21 protein-coding genes are annotated in these 19,671 nt (G+C 60.9%); 8 read left to right on the forward strand and 13 right to left on the reverse strand.

Features of this window, described 5'->3' with window-relative positions; genetic code table 11:
* Positions 1-8: 8 nt before the first annotated feature.
* Positions 9-824, reverse strand: a complete 816-nt coding sequence (locus ABLU78_RS09880) for a GNAT family N-acetyltransferase (protein ID WP_015368409.1) — start codon at positions 822-824, stop codon at positions 9-11.
* A gap of 32 nt (positions 825-856) precedes the next feature.
* On the opposite strand from ABLU78_RS09880, the gene ABLU78_RS09885 reads away from it, so the two are divergent.
* Both ABLU78_RS09885 and ABLU78_RS09890 read left to right on the forward strand, forming a co-directional pair.
* Positions 857-1,390 carry a GNAT family N-acetyltransferase gene (locus ABLU78_RS09885; RefSeq protein ID WP_015704309.1) on the forward strand — a complete coding sequence of 178 codons (534 nt, stop codon included), beginning with the start codon at positions 857-859 and terminating at the stop codon, positions 1,388-1,390.
* A gap of 93 nt (positions 1,391-1,483) precedes the next feature.
* Positions 1,484-2,347, forward strand: coding sequence for a MurR/RpiR family transcriptional regulator (locus ABLU78_RS09890; protein WP_015704308.1), 864 nt, complete (start codon positions 1,484-1,486; stop codon positions 2,345-2,347).
* Here ABLU78_RS09890 and ABLU78_RS09895 read toward each other — a convergent pair.
* The 5 genes from ABLU78_RS09895 to ABLU78_RS09915 all read right to left on the reverse strand — a co-directional run bounded on the left by ABLU78_RS09895 (position 2,344) and on the right by ABLU78_RS09915 (position 7,329).
* Positions 2,344-2,943 (reverse strand): 2-dehydro-3-deoxy-6-phosphogalactonate aldolase, encoded by a 600-nt coding sequence (locus ABLU78_RS09895; RefSeq protein ID WP_048230083.1) that lies wholly within the window; start codon positions 2,941-2,943, stop codon positions 2,344-2,346. The genes ABLU78_RS09890 and ABLU78_RS09895 overlap by 4 nt on opposite strands.
* Complete coding sequence (locus ABLU78_RS09900; protein WP_048230082.1) at positions 2,930-3,802, reverse strand: 2-dehydro-3-deoxygalactonokinase; 873 nt, start codon at positions 3,800-3,802, stop codon at positions 2,930-2,932. Before ABLU78_RS09900 ends, ABLU78_RS09895 begins: the two co-directional genes overlap by 14 nt.
* Positions 3,803-3,811: 9 nt before the next feature.
* Entirely contained in the window at positions 3,812-5,299 is a 1,488-nt protein-coding gene (locus ABLU78_RS09905; protein WP_015368414.1) for a sodium:solute symporter family protein, read from the reverse strand.
* Positions 5,300-5,486: 187 nt separating this feature from the next.
* Positions 5,487-5,879 carry a RidA family protein gene (locus tag ABLU78_RS09910; RefSeq protein WP_015368415.1) on the reverse strand — a complete coding sequence of 131 codons (393 nt, stop codon included), beginning with the start codon at positions 5,877-5,879 and terminating at the stop codon, positions 5,487-5,489.
* A gap of 10 nt (positions 5,880-5,889) precedes the next feature.
* On the reverse strand, positions 5,890-7,329 hold the full coding sequence (locus ABLU78_RS09915; protein WP_048230079.1) for a D-aminoacylase: 1,440 nt from the start codon (positions 7,327-7,329) through the stop codon (positions 5,890-5,892).
* On the opposite strand from ABLU78_RS09915, the gene ABLU78_RS09920 reads away from it, so the two are divergent.
* Both ABLU78_RS09920 and ABLU78_RS09925 read left to right on the forward strand, forming a co-directional pair.
* Complete coding sequence (locus ABLU78_RS09920) at positions 7,307-7,486, forward strand: hypothetical protein (protein ID WP_042929906.1); 180 nt, start codon at positions 7,307-7,309, stop codon at positions 7,484-7,486. The two genes, ABLU78_RS09915 and ABLU78_RS09920, sit on opposite strands and share 23 nt — an antisense overlap.
* 43 nt (positions 7,487-7,529) lie before the next feature.
* Positions 7,530-8,750 carry an amino acid deaminase gene (locus ABLU78_RS09925; RefSeq protein ID WP_047041249.1) on the forward strand — a complete coding sequence of 407 codons (1,221 nt, stop codon included), beginning with the start codon at positions 7,530-7,532 and terminating at the stop codon, positions 8,748-8,750.
* Positions 8,751-8,956: 206 nt separating this feature from the next.
* Here the strand turns inward: ABLU78_RS09925 and ABLU78_RS09930 are convergent, their stop codons facing one another.
* The 5 genes from ABLU78_RS09930 to ABLU78_RS09950 form a co-directional block, all read right to left on the reverse strand.
* Positions 8,957-9,973: an Ldh family oxidoreductase gene (locus ABLU78_RS09930; protein WP_048230078.1), complete on the reverse strand. Its 1,017-nt coding sequence runs from the start codon at positions 9,971-9,973 to the stop codon at positions 8,957-8,959.
* A gap of 11 nt (positions 9,974-9,984) precedes the next feature.
* The gene (locus ABLU78_RS09935) at positions 9,985-11,586 is read right to left on the reverse strand and encodes an APC family permease (RefSeq protein ID WP_015704301.1); all 1,602 of its coding nucleotides are present in this window, start codon (positions 11,584-11,586) and stop codon (positions 9,985-9,987) included.
* 15 nt (positions 11,587-11,601) lie between these two features.
* Entirely contained in the window at positions 11,602-13,206 is a 1,605-nt protein-coding gene (locus tag ABLU78_RS09940; RefSeq protein ID WP_048230076.1) for an aldehyde dehydrogenase (NADP(+)), read from the reverse strand.
* A gap of 14 nt (positions 13,207-13,220) precedes the next feature.
* The gene (locus ABLU78_RS09945; protein ID WP_008807565.1) at positions 13,221-14,141 is read right to left on the reverse strand and encodes a dihydrodipicolinate synthase family protein; all 921 of its coding nucleotides are present in this window, start codon (positions 14,139-14,141) and stop codon (positions 13,221-13,223) included.
* Positions 14,142-14,292: 151 nt separating this feature from the next.
* A complete protein-coding gene (locus tag ABLU78_RS09950; RefSeq protein ID WP_015368421.1) occupies positions 14,293-15,117 on the reverse strand; it encodes an AraC family transcriptional regulator in 825 nt (274 codons plus the stop codon).
* Between the two features lie 310 nt (positions 15,118-15,427).
* Here ABLU78_RS09950 and ABLU78_RS09955 point away from each other — a divergent pair, with 310 nt between their 5' ends.
* From ABLU78_RS09955 to ABLU78_RS09970, 4 genes are read left to right on the forward strand one after another with little or no spacing between them, the layout of a single operon-like run.
* A complete protein-coding gene (locus ABLU78_RS09955) occupies positions 15,428-16,375 on the forward strand; it encodes a 4-hydroxyproline epimerase (protein WP_023288208.1) in 948 nt (315 codons plus the stop codon).
* Positions 16,372-17,481: an FAD-dependent oxidoreductase gene (locus ABLU78_RS09960; RefSeq protein WP_048230073.1), complete on the forward strand. Its 1,110-nt coding sequence runs from the start codon at positions 16,372-16,374 to the stop codon at positions 17,479-17,481. The genes ABLU78_RS09955 and ABLU78_RS09960 overlap by 4 nt, the downstream gene beginning before the upstream one ends.
* Positions 17,478-17,741 (forward strand): (2Fe-2S)-binding protein, encoded by a 264-nt coding sequence (locus ABLU78_RS09965; protein WP_045358923.1) that lies wholly within the window; start codon positions 17,478-17,480, stop codon positions 17,739-17,741. The genes ABLU78_RS09960 and ABLU78_RS09965 overlap by 4 nt, the downstream gene beginning before the upstream one ends.
* Positions 17,722-18,984, forward strand: coding sequence for an FAD/NAD(P)-binding oxidoreductase (locus ABLU78_RS09970; protein WP_048230071.1), 1,263 nt, complete (start codon positions 17,722-17,724; stop codon positions 18,982-18,984). Before ABLU78_RS09965 ends, ABLU78_RS09970 begins: the two co-directional genes overlap by 20 nt.
* Before the next feature lie 3 nt (positions 18,985-18,987).
* Here ABLU78_RS09970 and hpaR read toward each other — a convergent pair whose 3' ends face one another.
* Complete coding sequence (gene hpaR / locus ABLU78_RS09975) at positions 18,988-19,428, reverse strand: homoprotocatechuate degradation operon regulator HpaR (RefSeq protein WP_015704296.1); 441 nt, start codon at positions 19,426-19,428, stop codon at positions 18,988-18,990.
* A gap of 47 nt (positions 19,429-19,475) precedes the next feature.
* Positions 19,476-19,667, reverse strand: a complete 192-nt coding sequence (locus tag ABLU78_RS09980; RefSeq protein WP_048230070.1) for a hypothetical protein — start codon at positions 19,665-19,667, stop codon at positions 19,476-19,478.
* Positions 19,668-19,671 lie beyond the last annotated feature (4 nt).

Here is a 19,671-nt window from a genome sequence, read left to right on the forward strand (position 1 = left end):
GCGCCGGGCTAGTTCAAGCGCAGGCACATCTCGTACTGCTGCAGCGCCAGCGGCGCATAGCCCGCCGATTTAAACAGCGGCGTGAAGGTTTCCGGGATGGTCACCGAAGTGCTTAATCCCGGAAACTGTTGAGCCAGCGCGAGCAGCATTTCCCGCCCCAGCCCGCGTCCGCGCGCCGCCGGCGTCAGCCATAAAAACTGTAACTGCGGCTTGCTGGCGGTGGTTGCCAGTACGGCGAAGGCCTGCTGCTGCAGCGTCAACGCCCGACAGGGCAAGGTAATAAAGGTCAGCGGATCCAGCAGCCACGGCAGTTGCCCTTCCAGCTCCAGGCTTGCATGACGCAGCAGGCTCAGCAAATCATACTCATCCAGGCTGGATTCACGCGGCTCCGCTTGCCCCGCGCTGAGATAGCCGCACAGCCCGTGACGCACGGTAAAGCCCAATGACTGATACAGCGCCACCGCCCGGTGATTATCGCGGATCACCTCCAGCCACATTCGCTGTACGCCCTGAGCGCGTAAATCGGCGATAAGCGAGGTCATCAATTGTCGCCCTCGTCCTTTGCCGCGAAAGCCGGGATGTATAGCAAAGGCCGCCAGCCGCGCATCACGCCCGCGACGGGCGATGAGCCCGATAGCCGCCGGTTCATCTCCTGCCAGCCACACCTTAGACTGCAACAGGTTTAACCCTTCGGCGCTAAAGCGTTGTACAAACAGATCTACCGACATCGACACCGGCACCAGATAATCGGCAAAGCAGTCATTCAAAATCGTAGTCAACTGCGCGCCGCTAAACTGGACGGCAGGAACGGCGGTGAACTCCATGCATTTCTCCCTGAGGCTGCTATGCTGAGGCGATGAAAACTAACACTATAAACCCCACTATCACTTTTCGCCTGACTGAAGAAGGCGATCTGCCGCAGCTGCCCGCGCTGGAACGTTCGGCGGCACAATCCTTTGCGCGCATTCCCGCTTTCGCCTGGCTGGCGGAAAGCCCGGTAATGAGCGTTGAACAGCACCGGCAATACCTGGAAACCGGCCATAGCCTGCTGGCGCTCGCGGACGACAGGCCCGTCGGTTTCCTGCTGAGCGAGCCGCTGGACGATGCGCTGTTTATTGTAGAAATCTCCGTCCATCAGCAGTGGCAGGGCCAGGGTATTGGCCGCGCCCTGCTTAGCCAAACTATCGACAACGCCCGCCGCGACGGCTTCCCGGCGGTGACGCTCACCACCTTTCGCGAAGTGCCGTGGAACGCGCCATTTTATACCCGGCTGGGCTTCACCATCCTTAATGAACTGCACCTACCCGAAGGGCTGGCGGCGAAACGCGCGCTGGAAACGGAGCACGGCCTGACGGCGGAAACCCGCTGCGCGATGCGCCTTGATTTTTAGCGCCGCGAGAGGCGCCGCGCTGATTTTGTCACCGGCATATGGTACAAAGTACCATTCCCAATACATAACCTAATACATAACCTGATACCCGGAATGGCCTACTCGATCGATATCATCTCCTGCATCACCGACCGCTTTATGGCGCTGACCGCGACCGAAAAGCGCATTGCGCAGTTTATTCTCGACGACGTCGCCGCCGCGGCGGCAATGCCGATTGCCGAACTGGCGCGCCTGACCGACACCAGCCAGGCATCGGTGACGCGCTTTGCGCGTGCGCTGGGCTGCAAAGACGTGCGCGAACTGAAAATGAAGCTCGCCCAGTCGCTGGCCATTGGTCAGCGCTTTATTCTCGATGTGCCGGATCTGGAAGGCGTACAGGGAATTTATGAATCGATTATCAGCGTACTGGAAACCAACCGCCGGGCGCTGGATCTTGCGGCGCTGAAACGCGCGGTGGAATGGATTAGCGGCGCCCGCCAGGTGCTTGCGCTGGGTATGGGCGGCGGCTCGACCATCTGCGCGCAGGAGATCCAGTATCGCCTGTTCCGCCTCGGGTTGCCGGTAGTCAGCCAGAACGACGGCCTATTGGTTCGCATGATGAGTTCGGCGGTGACGGCGAAAGATGTGGTGATTGTGCTGTCGCTCGGCGGCTATACCAAAGAGATGATCGAAAGCGCCGCTATCGCCCGGCAATACGGGGCGAAAATTGTCGCTATTACCCCGCCGGAAACGCCGCTGGCGGCGCAGGCAGATTTATTGCTGCCGCTGCTGGTGAGCGAAAACGACTATATCTTTAAGCCCAGCGCCTCACGCTATGCGATGCTGGCGATGGTGGATGTGCTGGCCACCGAGCTGGCGATGGCCAATAAACCGCAGGCGAAAGACCGCCTGCGCCGCATTAAGCTGGCGCTCGACGACCACCGAGACGGCGTCGACCGACTGCCGCTCGGCGATTAATCACCGCAGGCGGCGATAAAGCGTTGCGCCTGCTGGCGGGTACGCGCCAACGACTGCCCGGCGCGGTAGAGATCGCTGCCTAGCCCCGCCCCCGCGCAGCCCGCCTGACGCCAGCTGTGCAGGTTTTCCGGCGTCACGCCGCCGACCGCCAGCACCGACACCTCCGGCGGCAACACCGCTTTCAGCGCGCGGATATAGTCCGGGCCGAATGCCGATGACGGAAAGATTTTCAGCCATTGCGCCCCGGCATCCAGCGCGCTAAACGCCTCGGAGGCCGTCGCGCAGCCGGCGCACACCAACATCCCCTTATCTACCGCGCGGCGGATCACCGCCGGGGCCGTATTGGGCGTCACGATAAGTTTCGCCCCGGCTTCAGCCAGAAAATCAACCTGTTCAACCTTCAGCACCGTCCCCGCACCAATCACCGCCCGCTCGCCAAACTGGCGCACCATCGCCGGAATACTTTGCTGCCAGTCCGGCGAGTTAAGCGGAATTTCAATATAGCGAAAACCCGCCTCGATAAGCGCGGCGATATGCTCTGCCGCCTCACCAGGCTGAATACCGCGTAAAATCGCCACCAGTTTAACCTTGTCCATCAATCATCCTCGCTATACCCGAAAGAAACGCCGCCTCGCCGGAACAACAGGAAACGGCTAACCCGCGCGCCGCCATCGCCTGCTGATAACGGGTGCTGAGCGAGTGCTCACCAACCAGCACCACGCGGCTGGCGCGATAGCGTTCGCTAAAGGTCGCCACCTCCGCGCCAATCAACAGCCCGGAGAGATAATCGCTCACCGAAGTCGCCGCCAGCGCACCTAACACCCGCGCGGCCCGAGCGCTGAATAACCCGTCCAGCAGCGCTGGCTGAGTTAGCCCTTTTTCCATACCGAGAGCGAAAGCGGCGTCATCGGGTTGTTGTACCGGCAGTTGCTGGCCGAGCAGCGAATGGTTAAGCAGCAGGTGATGCAGTTCGCCGGTCATCGCCGTGGCGAACTGGCGCACCACGCCGTTTTGCACCTGCACCCATTTGCAGTGGGTGCCGGGCATCACGTAACACTCCGCGGGCATCAGTTGCCAGGCGCCCAGCAGCTGCGTTTCTTCACCGCGCATCACGTCGTAATCTGCGGCCTGCGCCACTTTCAGCCCCGGCACGATCCACACGTTTTCCGCCACCTCATGTAACTGACCGTTGAGCGCCTCCAGCGCCAGCGGGCAGGCCAGATAAGGCACCGGTTGCCAACCGGCATCGCTGCCGATCATGCCCGCCATCACCACCGGCAGCGCGGGGTCGCCGCGCCACGGCGCCAGCTGCTGCTGAAATACCGCTTCGGCGCGCTGCCCGTTCAGACGCGTGACGCCGCAGGGCAGCTTCAGCTTGTCGATGCATTCGCCATCACGCATCCGCCATGCCCGCAGCTGCGTAGAGCCCCAATCGACGGCAATATACTCGTTCATGATTGCCCCTTACCCGCGTGAGGTATGACGTTTGCCAATCGGCAGCGGCGGCGGCGTTGGGCGGCTTTCACGCTCGCGGGTAATCATCTCCAGCGCCTGCTCGCGGCTCATGCTGCTGGCCGGGGTCAGTAACGTCACCACCACCGAAGCCACCAGGCTCGTCAGTACCGCCGGAATACACGGGTTGCCCCAGAAAGCTAACCAGTCGCTATCTACCAGCACCGCAACCGATGCCCCGGCGCCGCCGGCCAGCGCGGCGACCGCGCCCTGCCAGTTAAAACGTTTCCAGAAGCGGCCAAGCATGGTGCAGATAAACATGCCGGACATAATCATCGAGATCATTTTGGTGATGTAGCTGATGATGTCGTTGGAGGTCAGGGCAAACAGCAGCGCCAGCGCAATCACCAGAACCAGGAAGATCCGCGACAGGCGAATGGCTTTCTCCGGCGCGGGCATATGGCCGGTCACCAGGGTGTAGAGGTCGCGCAGCATGATGGACACCGCGGCGATGGCATCAGAGCTACCGGAAGACATATTGGCCGACATGCCGGCAATCAGGATCGCCATCGCCAGCACCGGCGGCAGCACCTGGGTGGCAAACAAGAAGGCGAAGCCGCTGTTCTCCAACTGCGGGTTCATGGTCCATACCGCCATACCGATGATCGCCGGCAGGAAGGAAAATCCCAAATACAGCAGGCCGGTAATGGTAAAGGACTGGCGCACCGAGGAGACGGTCTTCGCCGAGTAAATACGCTGGCGATAAGAAGGCGTCGCCAGCACGCCGACGCCAATCACCATCGCCAATGATAGCGCCGGCAACACGCCTAATTTATCGACCGCGAACAGGCTTTGCGCCGCCGGATCGACGGCCTGCTGAATATGGCTCCAGCCGCCAACGTGATGAACCGCCAGCACCGCCATTAAAATAAAGCCGACGAACAGCACGATTGATTGAATGGTATCGATCCACACCACCGCGGAATAGCCGCCGATACCGACATAAACCACAAAAGCCAGCGCGATAATAATTTTCGCGACATTAATATCAATGCCGCTGGCCCACGCCAGATATAATCCGCCGCCTAATATATGCGCTCCCAGCCAGCCGATAGAGGCAATAAAAATAAGTATCGCGACGAGGTTTTTGATAATTTTACTGCCGCCGGTGTAATACGACATTTCTTCACTCATGGTCATGAAGCGAAGTTTACGTACCGGTGCGAATAACCATGCCACCAGCAGGATCCCCACCGCGCCGCCAAGGCCGTAAAGCATCCCGGCCCAGCCGTTGCTGTAGCCAAAGCCGACGGCGCCGACGCTGGAGCCGGTCCCCACCATGGTGCCGACCGTCGAACCGAGAGTGAGGATCATCGGCAGCGAACGACCGCCAAGTAAAAAGTCTTCGCCGGTTTTCTGTTTGCGCGAAACGTACCAACCTAAGGTAATCATCGCGCAGGCATAAACGGAAAACCAAATCATAAATGACATATTATTCATGGCTCACATCCAGACGTAATAAATAATATTCGTGCCGCTGAATATTATGAGTTAACAGGAACCATGCCTGAAAAAAGGCATAGCGAACCCAGTGGCACCGATTTATTTATTCACTCTGGTGCCGATATCACATTTTTTTGATGATCCCCCCCGGAAAGGGAGGGAATTATTTTTTTTCCGTCAGGCGTTATTGTCGCGCAGCGTTAAAACAGGTCACATCCACTTCAACTTTGCAATCCACCACCAGGTCCGCCACGCAGCAAATGCGCGCTGGCGGATTATCGCCAAAGAACTCGCGAAATACCTTATTGAACGACTGGAAATAGCGCGCGTCGGTGAGGATCACTTTCACGTGTACCACGTCCGCCAGGCCGTAACCGGCTTCGCTCATGATGTCGACGCAGTTCTGGATCGCCAGCCGCGATTGTTCGACGATGCCGCCTTCCACGACTTCGCCATTTTTCATCGGCGTCTGCCCGGAGACATATAGCCAGCCGCCGGCTTCCACCGCGCGGGCAAACGGCAGATGCTGACCGCCGGTGCCGGTACCGCCTTCTACGCCATAACGTTTGATACTCATACTCAACTCCTTAGTCCATCCGACGGCGCAGGAAACGCCCTGCCCGCCCGGTAATTTTCTTATCACTGCCGTAGCTCATCACGCCGTTGACCATCACCGCCTCAATGCCGTCCGCCGGTCGTTTCGGATCGGAGAAACTGGCGACATCGCGCACCGTCTGCGGGTCAAACAGCACCAGGTCGGCAAAGTAGCCGATTTTCACCAGCCCGCGATCCGCCAACTGGAAGCGCGCCGCCGACAGCCCGGTCATCTTGTGTACCGCGGTAGTCAGCGGGAATAACTGCTCGTCGCGGCTATAGTGGCCGAGTACCCGCGGGAAGGCGCCCCACAGGCGCGGATGCGGCATCGGATCGTTCGGCAGCCCGTCAGAGCCAATCATGGTGACCGGATAGCGCATCACTCGCCGTACGTCCTGCTCATCCATGTTGTAGTAGATAGCGCCCGCCGGCATCAGCCGCGCCGCGGCGTCGTGCAGGCTCACCTGCCACTCATTGGCGATCTGCTGCAGCGTTTTCCCCGCCTGCTCCGGCTGCGCTTCGGACCAGGTGATCACGATATCAAACTCATCGGTCACCTGTTTCATATCCAGCGTCGACGAGCTGGCGGAGTAGGGATAACAGTCGCAGGCGATATCCTGCTGCTGGCGCATCTCATCGAAAAACGCCAGCGTCTCTTTGGTACGCCCCCAGTTTTTCGCCCCGGCGCACTTGTGGTGCGAAACCACCACCGGCACGTTGCCGTGGCGGCCGATGCGGAAGGCTTCATCCAACGCCTCGAGAATCGGCTCAAACTCTGAACGTAAATGGGTGGTATAGATGCCCTTCCCGGCTGCCAGCTCTTCCGCCAGCGCCATCACCTCTTCGGTAGTCGACTGGAAGGCGCTGGCATAGGCCAGCCCGGTACTGAGCCCTAATGCTCCCTGGCGCAGCGCATCGCGTAGCTGTACGCGCATACCGGCGATTTCCGTCTCGCTCGCCGGACGAAACAGATCGTCCATATGGTTATTGCGCAGCGCGGTGTGACCGATTAGCGTGCCGACGTTCAACGACGGTCGCGCCGCTTCCACCGCGTGGGCATAAGCCTCCACGGTGGGATAGATAAAGTGCTGCTGCTCGCCGAGGAGATTCATCGGGTCCGGCACTTCCCCGCGCATGGTAGCGGTCGCCGCGCTGATCCCGCAGTTGCCGACGATCACCGTCGTCACCCCCTGGCTGAGTTTCGGCAAGTACTCAGGCATACGGATAACGTTGATATCATCATGGGTATGCACATCAATAAAGCCCGGCGCCAGTACCCGCCCCTGGCCATCAATCACCTGCTCCGCCGCGACATTCAGCGCCGGGGCGATAGCCATTATTCGGTCGCCCTTCACCGCCACATCAGCACGGTATTGCGGCCCGCCGCTCCCGTCGATCACCGTGACGTTTTTGAAAAGCCAGTCAACTTTCATAGCAATTACTCCCTTTCGACATGCCGATAAGTTAACCATTTACAAGCGCAAAAAACAGTGGAAAACTACGCAAAACCCAGATCATTTTGTGATACTTTTATTCAAAACGAATAACATTTTTATATTAAAAATATATTTATCAAATAGTTACAAATGATACCAAGTGACTAACCGATTATAACCCCTGAAAGGATAGTGTTATGAAATACCATTCAGCACCGCTCATCCCGCACAAATCCGCCCTCATGTCCGCGCCGGCTAATCTGCTGGCGGAAGAGGTCTGTCTACCCGCCGCGCTGCTAAAAAAGTCGGCGCTGGAAAATAATATTTCATGGATGCAGCGTTACGCCGACGCCCGCGGCGTGTCGCTGGCGCCGCATGGTAAAACGACAATGACGCCATGGATTTTTCAGGCGCAGCAGCGAGCGGGAGCGTGGGGGATTGGCGTGGGTAGCGCCTGGCAGGCGAGCGCGGCGATGGCCAGCGGCGTCCAACGCGTCCTGATGGTCAATCAGCTGGTCGGCAAGGCCAATATGCAGGTGGTCGCGCAGCTAAAAGCCCACTATCGGGCAGTGGATTTTATCTGCTGCGTCGATAGCGAGGCCAACGTGCGCGCCCTCTCCGCATTCTTCGCCGCCCAGGGACAAACGCTGGATGTGCTGATTGAACTTGGCGTGCCGGGCGGGCGCTGCGGCTGTCGTAGCGTTGATGACGCGCTGGCGCTGGCGCAGCGGGTAAGCGATCTGCCGGGGTTACGGCTACGCGGACTGGAATTGTATGAAGGGGTGCTGCACGGCGACGATCCGCAACCGCAGGTGGAAGCGCTGTTACAACAGGCCGCGGCGCTTGCCTGCCGCATGGAGCCGCTGGTTGACGGCGAATTTATTCTCACCGGCGCGGGCACCGTCTGGTATGACGTGGTGTGCAACATCTGGCTGGCGGCGGCAAAACCGCGCCGCTGCCGTATCGTCATCCGCCCTGGCTGTTATATCACCCACGATCGCGGGATCTACGATCTCGCACAACAAGAGCTGATCGCCCGCGATCCGATTGCCTGCGATCTCGCCGGCGATCTTACATCAGCGCTGGAGCTGATGGCGATGGTGCAATCGGTGCCGGAGGCGGATCGCGCGGTGGTAAACTTCGGCAAGCGCGACTGCGCCTTCGACGCCGGGCTGCCGCAGCCGATCGCCCATTATCGTAACGGCCAGCAGTTAGCGCTGCGCGCGGAGTCGATCGTCAGTATCGGCATCATGGATCAGCACTGCATGCTGCGCCTGGCGCCAGGCAGCGATGTGCAGGTCGGCGATATTCTGCTGTTCGGCACCTCGCACCCCTGTCTGACCTTTGATAAGTGGAAGACGTTGCTGCTGGTCGATGACGACTACAACGTGCTGGACGAGCTCGACACGCTGTTTTGACAGGCATCCCGGGTGGCGGCGCTTCGCGCCTTACCCGGGCTACACAACCCGCGACGTTCGGTAGCCGGCTAAGCGTAGCGCAAGCAGGGGGATGCCCCAGTGGCGGCGCTTCGCGCCTTACCCCGGCTACACAACCCGCGACGTTCGGTAGCCCGGCTAAGCGTAGCGCAAGCCGGGGGATGTCCCGGGGGACGGCGCTTCGCGCCTTATCCACCCTGGCGCAAGGCGCAAATCTCATCATGCAATGAACGGCTGATGGCGACCCCCTGCCGCTCACTCTGCTGGCGGCAGGCGAAACGCCGCTCGCCCGGCAGCCGCGCGCCCTGATCCTGCATCGCATTGAACAGCGTTTCGGCGCACTCCAGCTGCTCTTGTGCCTGCGCGCCGAGAAAGCGCTGCGGATCCAGCGCCAGGATAAGCTCGCCGCCGTAAGGGAGACCTCCCGCGCCGTTATCCCACGCCAGCGATTCGGCGCTGGTCATATCGCCAATAAGCGGCCCGGCCAGCAGCTCAACCATTGCCGCCAGCGCCGAGCCCTTATGGCCGCCAAAGGTTAACATCGCGCCGTTCAGCACCTCTGCGGCATCGGTCGTTGGCCGTCCCTGACTGTCGATTCCCCACCCTTCAGGTAGCGCTTTGCCGGCGCGCTGATACAGCTGTATCTCGCCGCGCGCCGCGGCGCTGGTCGCCATATCCACAATAAACGGCGGTTTGTCCCGCCGCGGCCAGCCAAAAGCTATAGGATTGGTGCCGAACAGCGGACGCGTGCCGCCCGCCGGGGCGACCCAGGCGTGGCTTGGCGTGCAGGCCAGCCCCACCAGCCCTGCCTCGGTCAACGGCTCAATATCGGCAAACAGCGCGGAAAAATGGACGCAGCGGTTAATCGCCAACGCAGCAATGCCGCTGTGCCGCGCCTTCTCCAGCAGTAACGGCAGCGCGCGCTCGTAGGCCAGCAGCGAAAAAGCGCCGCCGGCGTCCGCCCGCGCAATCGCCGGCGCCTGATCGTGGATTTGCGGCTCGGCATCAGGCGATACCTTACCTTTACGCAAGGTATCGACAATGCCCAACAGCCGCCACAGGCCGTGGGAAGCGCAGCCGTCGCGCTCCCCGGCGGCCACATTACGTGCAATGGCCGCCGCGTGGTCGGCGCTAAATCCATTGGCGCTGAGTACCTCCAGCGCCAGGTCATAAGCTTCAGGTAACGATAGAGTTACCGACTCCATACTGTTCTCCTTTACTCTTCTTCGTCTCCGCTAAAGTTAGCCTGCGGCAGGCAGCTGCGCGCGCCCCAGTAGTAAATCCCCAACGACATCGCCGCCACCAGCACCGTATCCCAGGGGTGACCGATAACATTAAGCCCGCCGAAGCTGCCCAGCCAGGAAAAGAGGATAATCAACGCATAAAAAACGATCAGCCACAGCGAAGACTTAACCTGCTGCGCCAGGCTCACGGTATGTTCCGGCACCTTACCCTTGCACATCACGTAGACGACAAACATCACGATTTGCAGCCCCAGTAACCATGAGAGCGTATTCCAGCCGGACCAGTAGACTATCAGCGCCGAGATCATAAACGATACCGGGCCGATGATGCCGAAGGCGCGCACGCGGAAAGGCCGCGGCAGATCCGGCGCGTTGCGGCGCAGCCCGGCGGCGGTTACCGGGGCGATGGCGTAGCTCAGCACCAGGGCTGCCGATACCACGCTAATGAGCTGTTCCCAGGAGGGGAACGGCAGCGTCCAGAAAATCGACAGCCCAAAGGTCAGCCATAGCGCCGGGCGCGGAATCCCGGACGCTTTATCAATATGGGTAAAGGCCTTAAAGAAAGTACCGGCCTTCGCCCAGCCGTAGATCACCCGCGGCGTCGCGTTCATATAAATATTGCCGGTGCCGCTCGGGGAGATAATCGCATCGCTTATCACCATAAAGGCCAGCCAACCCATGCCGAGGGTAATGGCGATATCGCGATACGGCAGCGAGAACTGTTTGCTCACCTCGGCCCAGCCGCCGTTCAGCATCTCGGTGGGGATACTGCCAAGGAACGCCAGCTGCAGCAGCACGTAGATAATCGTCGACAGCACCACTGATAAAATCAACGCAATAGGGATAGTGCGCTGCGGCTTTTGTACTTCGCTGGCTACCGAGATAATCGGCGTCAGTCCCAGATAAGCGAAGATAATTCCGCCCGCGCTGATCGCCGCTTCCACCCCGGACATGCCGAATGGCGCAATCCCCTGAGCGTGCAGGTTCTCCGGTTTAAAGAAGGCGAACAGCGTCACCACCACCAGCAGCGGCACCAGAAACTTGAGCACGCTGATGAAGTTGTTCGATCGGGCGAAGGTCTTAACGCTGTAGTAGTTAAGCGCAAAGAAGAAACAGAGTAGCAAGAACTGCACCACCCACCCCAGCAGCGTCGGCGAACTGGAGCCCGGTTGGGTCAGCGCCGGAAACCAGGCGGCGGCATATTGCCGGGCGGCGACAATTTCAATCGAGATCAGGCTGGAGAAAGCGATCAGGGTGATGAACCCCAGTAGATAGCCCATCAGCTCGCCGTGGGAAAAGACCGGATAGCGAATAATGCCGCCGGCGCGCGGCAGCGCCGCCCCCAGCTCGCAATAGACAATCCCCAGCAGCAGCACCGCAAAGCCGCCGATCACCCACGATGCGATCCCGGCCGGACCAGCGATGGATGCGACGTGGCTGGCGGCGAATAACCATCCGGAGCCGAAAATTGCCCCCAGGCCGATAAAGGTGAGATCGGTTAGGGTCAGCTGTTTTTTAAACTTACCCGACTCTGCAACGCGGGTTTGACTGTTATGCGTAGAGTGAATGGTCATGGTGATGCCCTTGCGTCAATGAGAGGAGGAAATCGCTTCCCGGGTCCACTGGCCGTTGACCAGGCGCAGCAGGTTCAAAGGGTTCGCATCCTGCAGCGCCGGCGGTAACAGGGCGGCGGGCGCGTTCTGCAGACAGACCGGGCGCAGAAAGCGTTCAATCGCCCGGCTGCCGACCGAAGTCCCGCGTGCGTCGGTGGTCGCCGGCCACGGGCCGCCGTGGACCATCGCATCGCACACTTCCACGCCGGTGGGATAACCGTTAAACAGCACCCGTCCGGCCTTCTCACAAAGCAGCGGTAGAAGGCTCGCCGCCAGCGGGCCATCATCCGCCTCGGCATGCAGCGTCGCGGTGAGCTGACCCTGCAGCGCTTTCACCACCGCCTGCAGCTGGGCCACGTCGTCCACTTCCACCAGTAGCGATAACGGGCCGAAAACTTCGGTCTGCAGCAGCGTATCCTGCGCCAGCAGATCCTCGACCTGAGCCTGCCACAGCAGGGTCTGCGCCTGCCCGGCGCCGGCGGAGATGCCGCTCGCCAACTTCTCGATACGCGGGTGCGCCGCAAGCGCCGCCACGCCCTGACGGTAGTGCTGAAGGGTCGGCGCATTGAGCAACACCTGCGGCGTGGAGCCCGCTACCGCCGCGCACAGCGCCGACTTAAAGCGTTCCAGCCCGGCGCCGCGCAGCGCCAGAATCAGCCCCGGACGGGTACAGAACTGGCCACCGCCGAGGGTGAATGACGCCACCAGCTCGTTTGCCAGCGCCTCGGCCCGCGTCTGCAGCGCCTGCGGCAGAATAATCAATGGGTTAATCGCCGACATTTCAGCAAACAGCGGAATTGGCTGCGGGCGCTGCTGCGCCAGCTGATACAGCGCCTTACCGCCGGCCAACGAACCGGTAAAGCCAACGGCCTGAATCGCCGGATGACGGACCAATTCGGCGCCGATATCGGTCCCGAAAATCATATTGAATACGCCGCCGGGTAAACCGCACCGTACCACCGCCCTGACGATCGCCTCGGCGGTCAGCTCGGCGGTGGCCATATGGCCCGGATGGGCCTTCACCACCACCGGGCAGCCAGCCGCCAGCGCCGAGGCGGTATCGCCGCCAGCGGTAGAAAAGGCCAACGGAAAGTTGCTGGCGCCAAACACCGCCACCGGCCCTAACGCCTGCTGATACTGGCGCAGGTCCGGGCGCGGCAGCGGATGACGGTCGGCTAAGGCGGTATCAATACGGGCGGCGAAGGTATCGCCGCGCAGGATCACGCCAGCAAACATCCGCAACTGGCCGCTGGTGCGCGCCCGTTCTCCCTGTAGCCGCGCCAGCGGCAGCGCGGTCTCCTGCCCGGCGATAGCAAAAAACGCCTCGCCCAGCGCATCCAGTTCATCAGCAATGGCGTTGAGAAAGCGCGCCCGCTGCTGCGGCGTGGTTTGTGAATAGACGGCAAAGGCCTGCTGCGCGGCTTCTGCGGCCTGAGCGGCTTCCTCACAGGAAGCCGGATAAAAGCGGTGGCCGGTGGCTTCGCCGTCCACCGCCCGCAGGCTCAATAGCGTCGCCTCACCGCTGGCAATACGGCGTCCGGCGATAAACTGCCGTCCCGCCATGGTCTGAGATGCATTCATATTGACTCCTGTGCTCAGAGGCCGACATCCGGCAGCGTCGGACGAGTGGCCAGCGCCTGTTCAACGATCGCCACCACCTGCTGGCGCGTTTCGCCTTCCAGCGCCAGACGCGGCGGACGGGTAATGGCGCTACCGCGGCCCAGCAACTCTTCACACAGCTTGATGCACTGCACCAGATCCGGACGCGCATCGAGATGCAGCAGCGGCATGAACCAGCGGTACAACGCCATCGCCTCTTCGTAACGCTGCTGGCGGGCGAGACGGAATAACGTTTCCCCTTCGCGCGGGAAGGCGTTGGACATTCCGGAGATCCAGCCTTCCGCGCCGACGGCAATACTTTCCACCACCACGTCATCCAGCCCGGCAAACAGCACGAAGCGGTCGCCAACGGTGTTACGCAGGTCGATAAAGCGGCGGGTATCGCCGGAGGAGTCTTTAAAGCAGACGATGTTGTCGCAGTCGGTCAGGGTGGCGAGAATGTCCGGCGTCACGTCGTTTTTGTAAATCGGCGGGTTGTTGTAGACCATAATCGGCAGGTCGGTAGCGCTCGCCACGCTGCGGAAGTGGGCCGCGGTTTCATGCGGTTTTGAGGAGTAGACCAGCGCCGGCATCACCATGATCCCGTCGACGCCGACGCGCTCCGCCTCTTTCGCCATTTTCTGGGCAAAGGCGGTGGTGAACTCGGCCACCCCGGCGATAACCGGAATTTTGCCGCCGGCGGCATCCTTCGCCACCTCGATAATCTGCAGTTTTTCGTCGGTGCTCAGCGAGGTGTTTTCACCTACGCTGCCGCACACCACCAGCCCGGAAACGCCATCTTTCACCAGGTTTTTCATCACCGCGTGAGTGGCATCTAAATCGAGGGAGTAATCGCTACGAAACTGCGTGCTGACCGCCGGAAATACGCCGCTCCAGTGAATCGCTTTTTTGCTCATGCTCGGTTCCTTGTCGTCATTTTGTTAAGTCGAAGTGAATGAATGGTGAATATTCACTGACAGATTGACGTGTCGCGGAACCGGCGGCTTGTCGGTTTTCCCTCAATACGATGACGAAATTAGCACAGTCGGCAAAAGTGTGAGCCAGCGTTTATCCGAGCAGCGTGAGGCGAAAATCGCGCGGCGTCGAGCCGGTCATCGCCTTGAACTGGCGGCTAAAGGCGCTGTGATCGGTATACCCGCACTGCAGGGCGATATCGGTAATCGGCGTATCGCCAGCCAGCAGTTCGGTAGCTTTTTCCAGCCGCACTTTGTGGATCATTTGCCGCGGAGTGAGATGAAAGATCCGTTTGCAGTAGCGTTCGATCTGCGCAATCGACATTCCGCTTAAGGCGGTCAACTCTTCCATGGCGATCGGCCGGTGATAATGGCGGCGGATATGATCGTCGACGATCGCCAGCCGCTGCCACGCCGGATGGCGGGCGTGGGCCTCCTGCAGATCGTGCGAGATCCCGGCCATGCCGATCACCTGCCCGCTGATATCGCGTAGCGCCAATTTCTGCGTCAGACACCAGCCGCGCTCGCGGCCATTGTAGAGATGCATTTCCAGCTGATCGCGCAGGGTCACGCCTTCGCGCAACACCCGAAGATCCTGCTCGGTATAACCCTGACCCAGCGCGGAAGGAAAGACATCAGCGGAGGTTTTGCCCAGCAGCGAGGAGACGCTTTTGAAACCACAGCGGCGGGCCAGCGTCAGGTTCGCCAGCAGATAGCGCGCCTGACGATCTTTGATAAAAAAGACCACATTAGGGATGGCATTGAGCAGGGGCGCAATCAGCGCCAGCGCATTCAGCAGCGCGGGCATATTTTCCGGCCGCTGGCGCGCCAGCCCTTCGCAGATCTGGCTCAGCTCATCGACGGCCAGCTCAGGTTGGTTAACCGCCCGCGGCGGCGGCGCATCAGAAACACCGATCATAAGGCCTCCTCATGGTAAGTGACCGAAGGATATTTATTCACTTTCCGTTAACACCTCAAGCAGCAACCGTCGGTTTTGCGATCCTGGATCCGCTTTACGCCTTCCCCTGGTTTAGCCACTGGCACAATGGTCGCTTTCGGTTTACCACAGCATTAAACAAATGATTAATAAGAAATAACTATGTGAAATAGAAATATACCGCGCTCATTACTGTGCAGATTTCGTCATTTTCTCTGACGAAAGCGCTCAAGCAGGTCGGGAAAGGTTGCGCCAGCATGATGAAACATGTTGTTAACTTCCGGAGAGCCTGATGACCGCGCCACGCCCCCCTATTACGTTGAGAGCTATTGATTCACACACCGGCGGCGAACCAACCCGCCTGATCGTTGACGGATTCCCCGATCTCGGCGGCGGCAGCATGGCGAAGCGCCGCGACCGCTTCGCCCGCGACTTCGACCATTGGCGTCAGGCGGCCATTCTCGAACCGCGTGGTAATGACGTACTGGTCGGCGCGCTGCTGTGCAAACCGGTCTCGGCGGCGGCTACCGCTGGCGTGATTTTCTTCAACAATGCCGGTTTTCTGAATATGTGCGGCCACGGCACAATCGGGCTTATCGCCTCGCTGGCCTGGCTTGGGCGTATCCAGCCCGGCGTACATCTGATTGAAACACCGGTCGGCGACGTAAGCGCCACGTTGCACGACGATGGCAGCGTATCGGTGCAAAACGTCCCGGCCCGCCGCTGGAAAAAACAGATCCGCGTTGAAACCGCGCTGGGTCCCGTCATCGGCGATATTGCCTGGGGCGGTAACTGGTTTTTCCTGATTAACGACCACCCGTTTGCCATTACCCCCGAACATATTCCACAGCTCACCGACTACGCCTGGGCAGTGCGCGAGGGGCTGGAAGCCGCGGGGATCCGCGGCGACGACGGCGGCGTTATCGACCATATCGAACTCTTCGCCGATGACGATACCGCCGACAGCCGCAGCTTCGTACTCTGTCCGGGAAAGGCCTGGGATCGCTCACCGTGCGGTACCGGCACCAGCGCCAAGCTGGCCTGCCTGGCGCAGGATGGCAAGTTGCAGCCGGGGGAAATCTGGCGGCAGGCCAGCATCATCGGTAGCCAGTTTACCGCCAGCTACCAGCGCACCGCTGAAGGCATCATCCCAACGATCCGCGGCGAAGCCTGGGTCTGCGGCGATAACCAATTGATCCTCAACCCTGACGATCCCTTCTGCTGGGGGATCGCGCCGTGAAGCAGTGCGACGTCATCGTGATCGGCGCCGGGATCATCGGCGCCGCCTGCGCGTGGCAGCTGGCGAAGCGGGGGCAGAGCGTGACGCTTATCGATGACGGTCAGCCTGGCGCGACGGCGGCCGGTATGGGCCATCTGGTGTGCATGGATGACGACCCCGCCGAGCTTGCATTATCGGCATGGTCGCTGGAACGCTGGCGCGCTATCACGCCACGGATGCCCGACAATTGCGCCTGGCGCGGCTGCGGTACGCTGTGGCTGGCGGAAAGCGAAGAAGAGATGGCCGTGGCTGGCGACAAACAGCGGCGGATGGCCGGTCATCAGGTGCACAGCGAACTCCAGACCCCGCAGCAGATCGCCGGCCGCGAGCCGCTGCTGCGCGGCGGGCTGGCCGGCGGCCTGTGGGTGCCAGGCGATGGCATCCTCTACGCGCCGAACGTCGCCCGCTGGTTGATTACCGATGCCGGAAACCATCTTACCTGCCTGCGCGATAGCGTACAGACGATTGAAGAGCCGCAGGTGCTGCTCGCCAGCGGCAAACGGCAACAGGCGCGGGCGATCGTGGTGGCCTGCGGACTTGAAGCCAACGCGCTGTTAGCGGAAAACTGGCTGCGACCGAAAAAAGGCCAACTGGCGATTACCGATCGCTACCAGCCGCGGGTGCATCACCAGCTGGTTGAGCTGGGTTACGGCGCCAGCGCCCACGGCGGCGGCACCTCGGTGGCGTTTAACCTTCAGCCGCGGCCAACCGGCCAGCTACTAATTGGCTCTTCGCGTCAGTTTGATAACCGCGAGCGCGAGTTGGATCTGCCGTTGCTGGCGCAGATGCTCGATCGCGCCCGCCATTTCGTGCCGGCGCTGGCGACGTTGAATATCATCCGCTGCTGGAGCGGCCTGCGCGCCGCCTCTCCGGATGGCAATCCGTTGATCGGCCCGCACCCCACCCGCCGTGGTTTATGGCTAGCGCTGGGCCATGAAGGGCTGGGCGTCACCACTGCCCCGGCCTCGGCTGAACTGCTGGCGGCGCAGATCCTCGATGAACGCTGCCCATTGGCTCCCGACGCCTGGCTTCCGGCTCGTTTATCTCAACAGGAGGCGATCGCATGAATGCCACGCTCACTATCATCGTTGATGGCGAAGCGCTGACGGTGCCGGAAGGGATCAGCGTGGCGGCGGCGCTGGCGTTGACCGGCGACCCCACCACCCGCCAGGCGGTTAACGGCGACCTCCGCGCGCCGTTTTGCGGCATGGGCGTCTGCCAGGAGTGCCGGGTCACCGTCGATGGCCTACGGGTGCTGGCCTGCCAGACACTGTGCCGGTCCGATATGCAAATAGAAAGGAGCCGCGATGAACACGCTGCGCTGTGACATTTTAATCCTCGGCGCCGGCCCCGCAGGGATGGCGGCCGCGCTCTCCGCCGCCGCCTGCGATAAACAGGTGATTATTCTCGACGATAATTCCGCCCCTGGCGGGCAAATCTGGCGTGCCGGTCCGCAGGCGACGCAACCCGCCCTGGCCCGGCGCTACCGCGACGCCATCGTCACGTCTGCCGCCATCCGGTTAGTGAACGGCGCGCGGCTGATTGCCCGCCCCTCCGCGTACAGTGTGCTGTTTGAAACCGCCGACGGCGGTGGCGTGGTTCACTGGCAGAAACTGATCCTCTGCTGCGGCGCGCGCGAGCTGTCGCTGCCCTTTCCCGGCTGGACCTTACCCGGCGTGACCGGCGCGGGCGGCCTGCAGGCGCAAATCAAACAGGGCCTGGCGCTGAAAGGAGAAAAGGTGGTGATTGCCGGCAGCGGTCCGCTACTGCTGGCGGTGGCGGATACGGTGAACAAGGCCGGAGGCGAAGTGACGAATATCATTGAGCAAGCGCCGCTCCCGGCACTGCTGCGCTTCGCCGGTGGGCTGTGGCGCTGGCCGCAGAAGCTGCGCCAGTTAGCGACGCTGGCTCCGAAAGGTTATCTTAGCGGCACGCAGGTGATCCGCGCTCACGGCACAACGCGGCTGGAAGCCGTTACGTTGCGCCAGCGCGGCGTCGAGCGAACTATCGCCTGCGATCGGCTGGCTATCGGTTACGGGCTGATACCCAATATCGAGACGGCGCTGCTGTTTGGCTGCGCCACGGCGCAGGAGGCGATACAGGTTAACCGCTGGCAGCAGACCAGCATCGCGGATATCTACGCCGCTGGCGAGTGCACCGGTTTCGGCGGTAGCGAACTGGCGCTGGCGGAGGGCGAAATCGCCGGTTTTGCCGCCGCCGGGGCCAGCCATCAAGCGCAGGCGTTATTTGCCCGCCGCGCCCGCTGGCAGCGCTTCGCCGACGCCATAAACCGCGCCTTCCGGCTGGCGGAATCTTTGAAAAACGCGGCGACGCCGGAGAGCCTGCTGTGCCGCTGCGAGGATGTGCGCTGCGGCGATGTGGCGGCCGCCGGAGGCTGGCCGCAGGCCAAACTTACCCAGCGCTGCGGAATGGGCGCCTGTCAGGGGCGCACCTGCGCCGCCAGCGCCCGCTGGTTGTATGGCTGGCCGCTGCCGCAGCCGAGAGTACCGCTGGCCCCTGCCCGCGCGGAAACGCTTATTGCCCTCGCCAGGTTGAGCGCCGAGCCGTAACCGCTACTCTTCTTCATCACCGCGCCCGGCAGGGACGCCAAGCGCAATAAACTCCTCCAGCAGCGTGGTCAACTGACGCATCTTCTCCGCCGTAAACTGCGCTTCTATCTGCCGGTAGGCCTCTTCCACCTGCGCCTGGGCGCTCTCATACAGCGCCAGCCCGGCGGGCGTCAGCGACAGGTAGAGCTTGCGCTGATCGTTGACCGGTTTTAAACGCAACACTAAACCGTCGCGCTCCATGCGGGTCAGAATCCCGGTCAGGCTGGGGCGCAAAATGCAGGCGCGCCAGGCCAGGTCGTGGAAATCCATCGATGGGTTTTCCGCAAGGATACGCACAATACGCCACTGCTGTTCGGTCAGGTTGTGGCGTTTGACGATCGGCCGGAAATGGGCCATCGCCGCTTCCCGCGCCTGCAGCAGCGCAATGGTTAATGAATCATGCATGGTATCCCCTCAACAACGCTCACCAAAACTTATTAACAATTTAATAATTAGCCATAATCCTGCCATGTACAACCGGTTTCTGCACCTGAAAAGTACCAGCTGTCATTAAAAATAAATATATCTATATGATAAATAATAAATAAATAAAAAATATGTAAATATTGTGTTAATCCGATCACAAAATATTCACTTCTATTTGCCAAACCGGCGCGCAAAGAATAAAAGATGATCATTAACATATTA

The organism is Klebsiella sp. JN_Kp122, assembly GCF_040062085.1.
In the GTDB taxonomy this organism is placed as follows: Bacteria; Pseudomonadota; Gammaproteobacteria; order Enterobacterales; family Enterobacteriaceae; genus Klebsiella; species Klebsiella aerogenes.

Bases quoted from the DNA above. Each gene is read 5' to 3' on its own strand.
- ABLU78_RS09880 (WP_015368409.1), bottom strand. From the start codon at position 824: ATGGAGTTCACCGCCGTTCCTGCCGTCCAGTTTAGCGGCGCGCAGTTG.
- ABLU78_RS09885 (WP_015704309.1), top strand. From the start codon at position 857: ATGAAAACTAACACTATAAACCCCACTATCACTTTTCGCCTGACTGAA.
- ABLU78_RS09890 (WP_015704308.1), top strand. From the start codon at position 1,484: ATGGCCTACTCGATCGATATCATCTCCTGCATCACCGACCGCTTTATG.
- ABLU78_RS09895 (WP_048230083.1), bottom strand. From the start codon at position 2,943: ATGGACAAGGTTAAACTGGTGGCGATTTTACGCGGTATTCAGCCTGGT.
- ABLU78_RS09900 (WP_048230082.1), bottom strand. From the start codon at position 3,802: ATGAACGAGTATATTGCCGTCGATTGGGGCTCTACGCAGCTGCGGGCA.
- ABLU78_RS09905 (WP_015368414.1), bottom strand. From the start codon at position 5,299: ATGAATAATATGTCATTTATGATTTGGTTTTCCGTTTATGCCTGCGCG.
- ABLU78_RS09910 (WP_015368415.1), bottom strand. From the start codon at position 5,879: ATGAGTATCAAACGTTATGGCGTAGAAGGCGGTACCGGCACCGGCGGT.
- ABLU78_RS09915 (WP_048230079.1), bottom strand. From the start codon at position 7,329: ATGAAAGTTGACTGGCTTTTCAAAAACGTCACGGTGATCGACGGGAGC.
- ABLU78_RS09925 (WP_047041249.1), top strand. From the start codon at position 7,530: ATGAAATACCATTCAGCACCGCTCATCCCGCACAAATCCGCCCTCATG.
- ABLU78_RS09930 (WP_048230078.1), bottom strand. From the start codon at position 9,973: ATGGAGTCGGTAACTCTATCGTTACCTGAAGCTTATGACCTGGCGCTG.
- ABLU78_RS09935 (WP_015704301.1), bottom strand. From the start codon at position 11,586: ATGACCATTCACTCTACGCATAACAGTCAAACCCGCGTTGCAGAGTCG.
- ABLU78_RS09940 (WP_048230076.1), bottom strand. From the start codon at position 13,206: ATGAATGCATCTCAGACCATGGCGGGACGGCAGTTTATCGCCGGACGC.
- ABLU78_RS09945 (WP_008807565.1), bottom strand. From the start codon at position 14,141: ATGAGCAAAAAAGCGATTCACTGGAGCGGCGTATTTCCGGCGGTCAGC.
- ABLU78_RS09950 (WP_015368421.1), bottom strand. From the start codon at position 15,117: ATGATCGGTGTTTCTGATGCGCCGCCGCCGCGGGCGGTTAACCAACCT.
- ABLU78_RS09955 (WP_023288208.1), top strand. From the start codon at position 15,428: ATGACCGCGCCACGCCCCCCTATTACGTTGAGAGCTATTGATTCACAC.
- ABLU78_RS09965 (WP_045358923.1), top strand. From the start codon at position 17,478: ATGAATGCCACGCTCACTATCATCGTTGATGGCGAAGCGCTGACGGTG.
- ABLU78_RS09970 (WP_048230071.1), top strand. From the start codon at position 17,722: ATGAACACGCTGCGCTGTGACATTTTAATCCTCGGCGCCGGCCCCGCA.
- hpaR (WP_015704296.1), bottom strand. From the start codon at position 19,428: ATGCATGATTCATTAACCATTGCGCTGCTGCAGGCGCGGGAAGCGGCG.
- ABLU78_RS09980 (WP_048230070.1), bottom strand. From the start codon at position 19,667: ATGTTAATGATCATCTTTTATTCTTTGCGCGCCGGTTTGGCAAATAGA.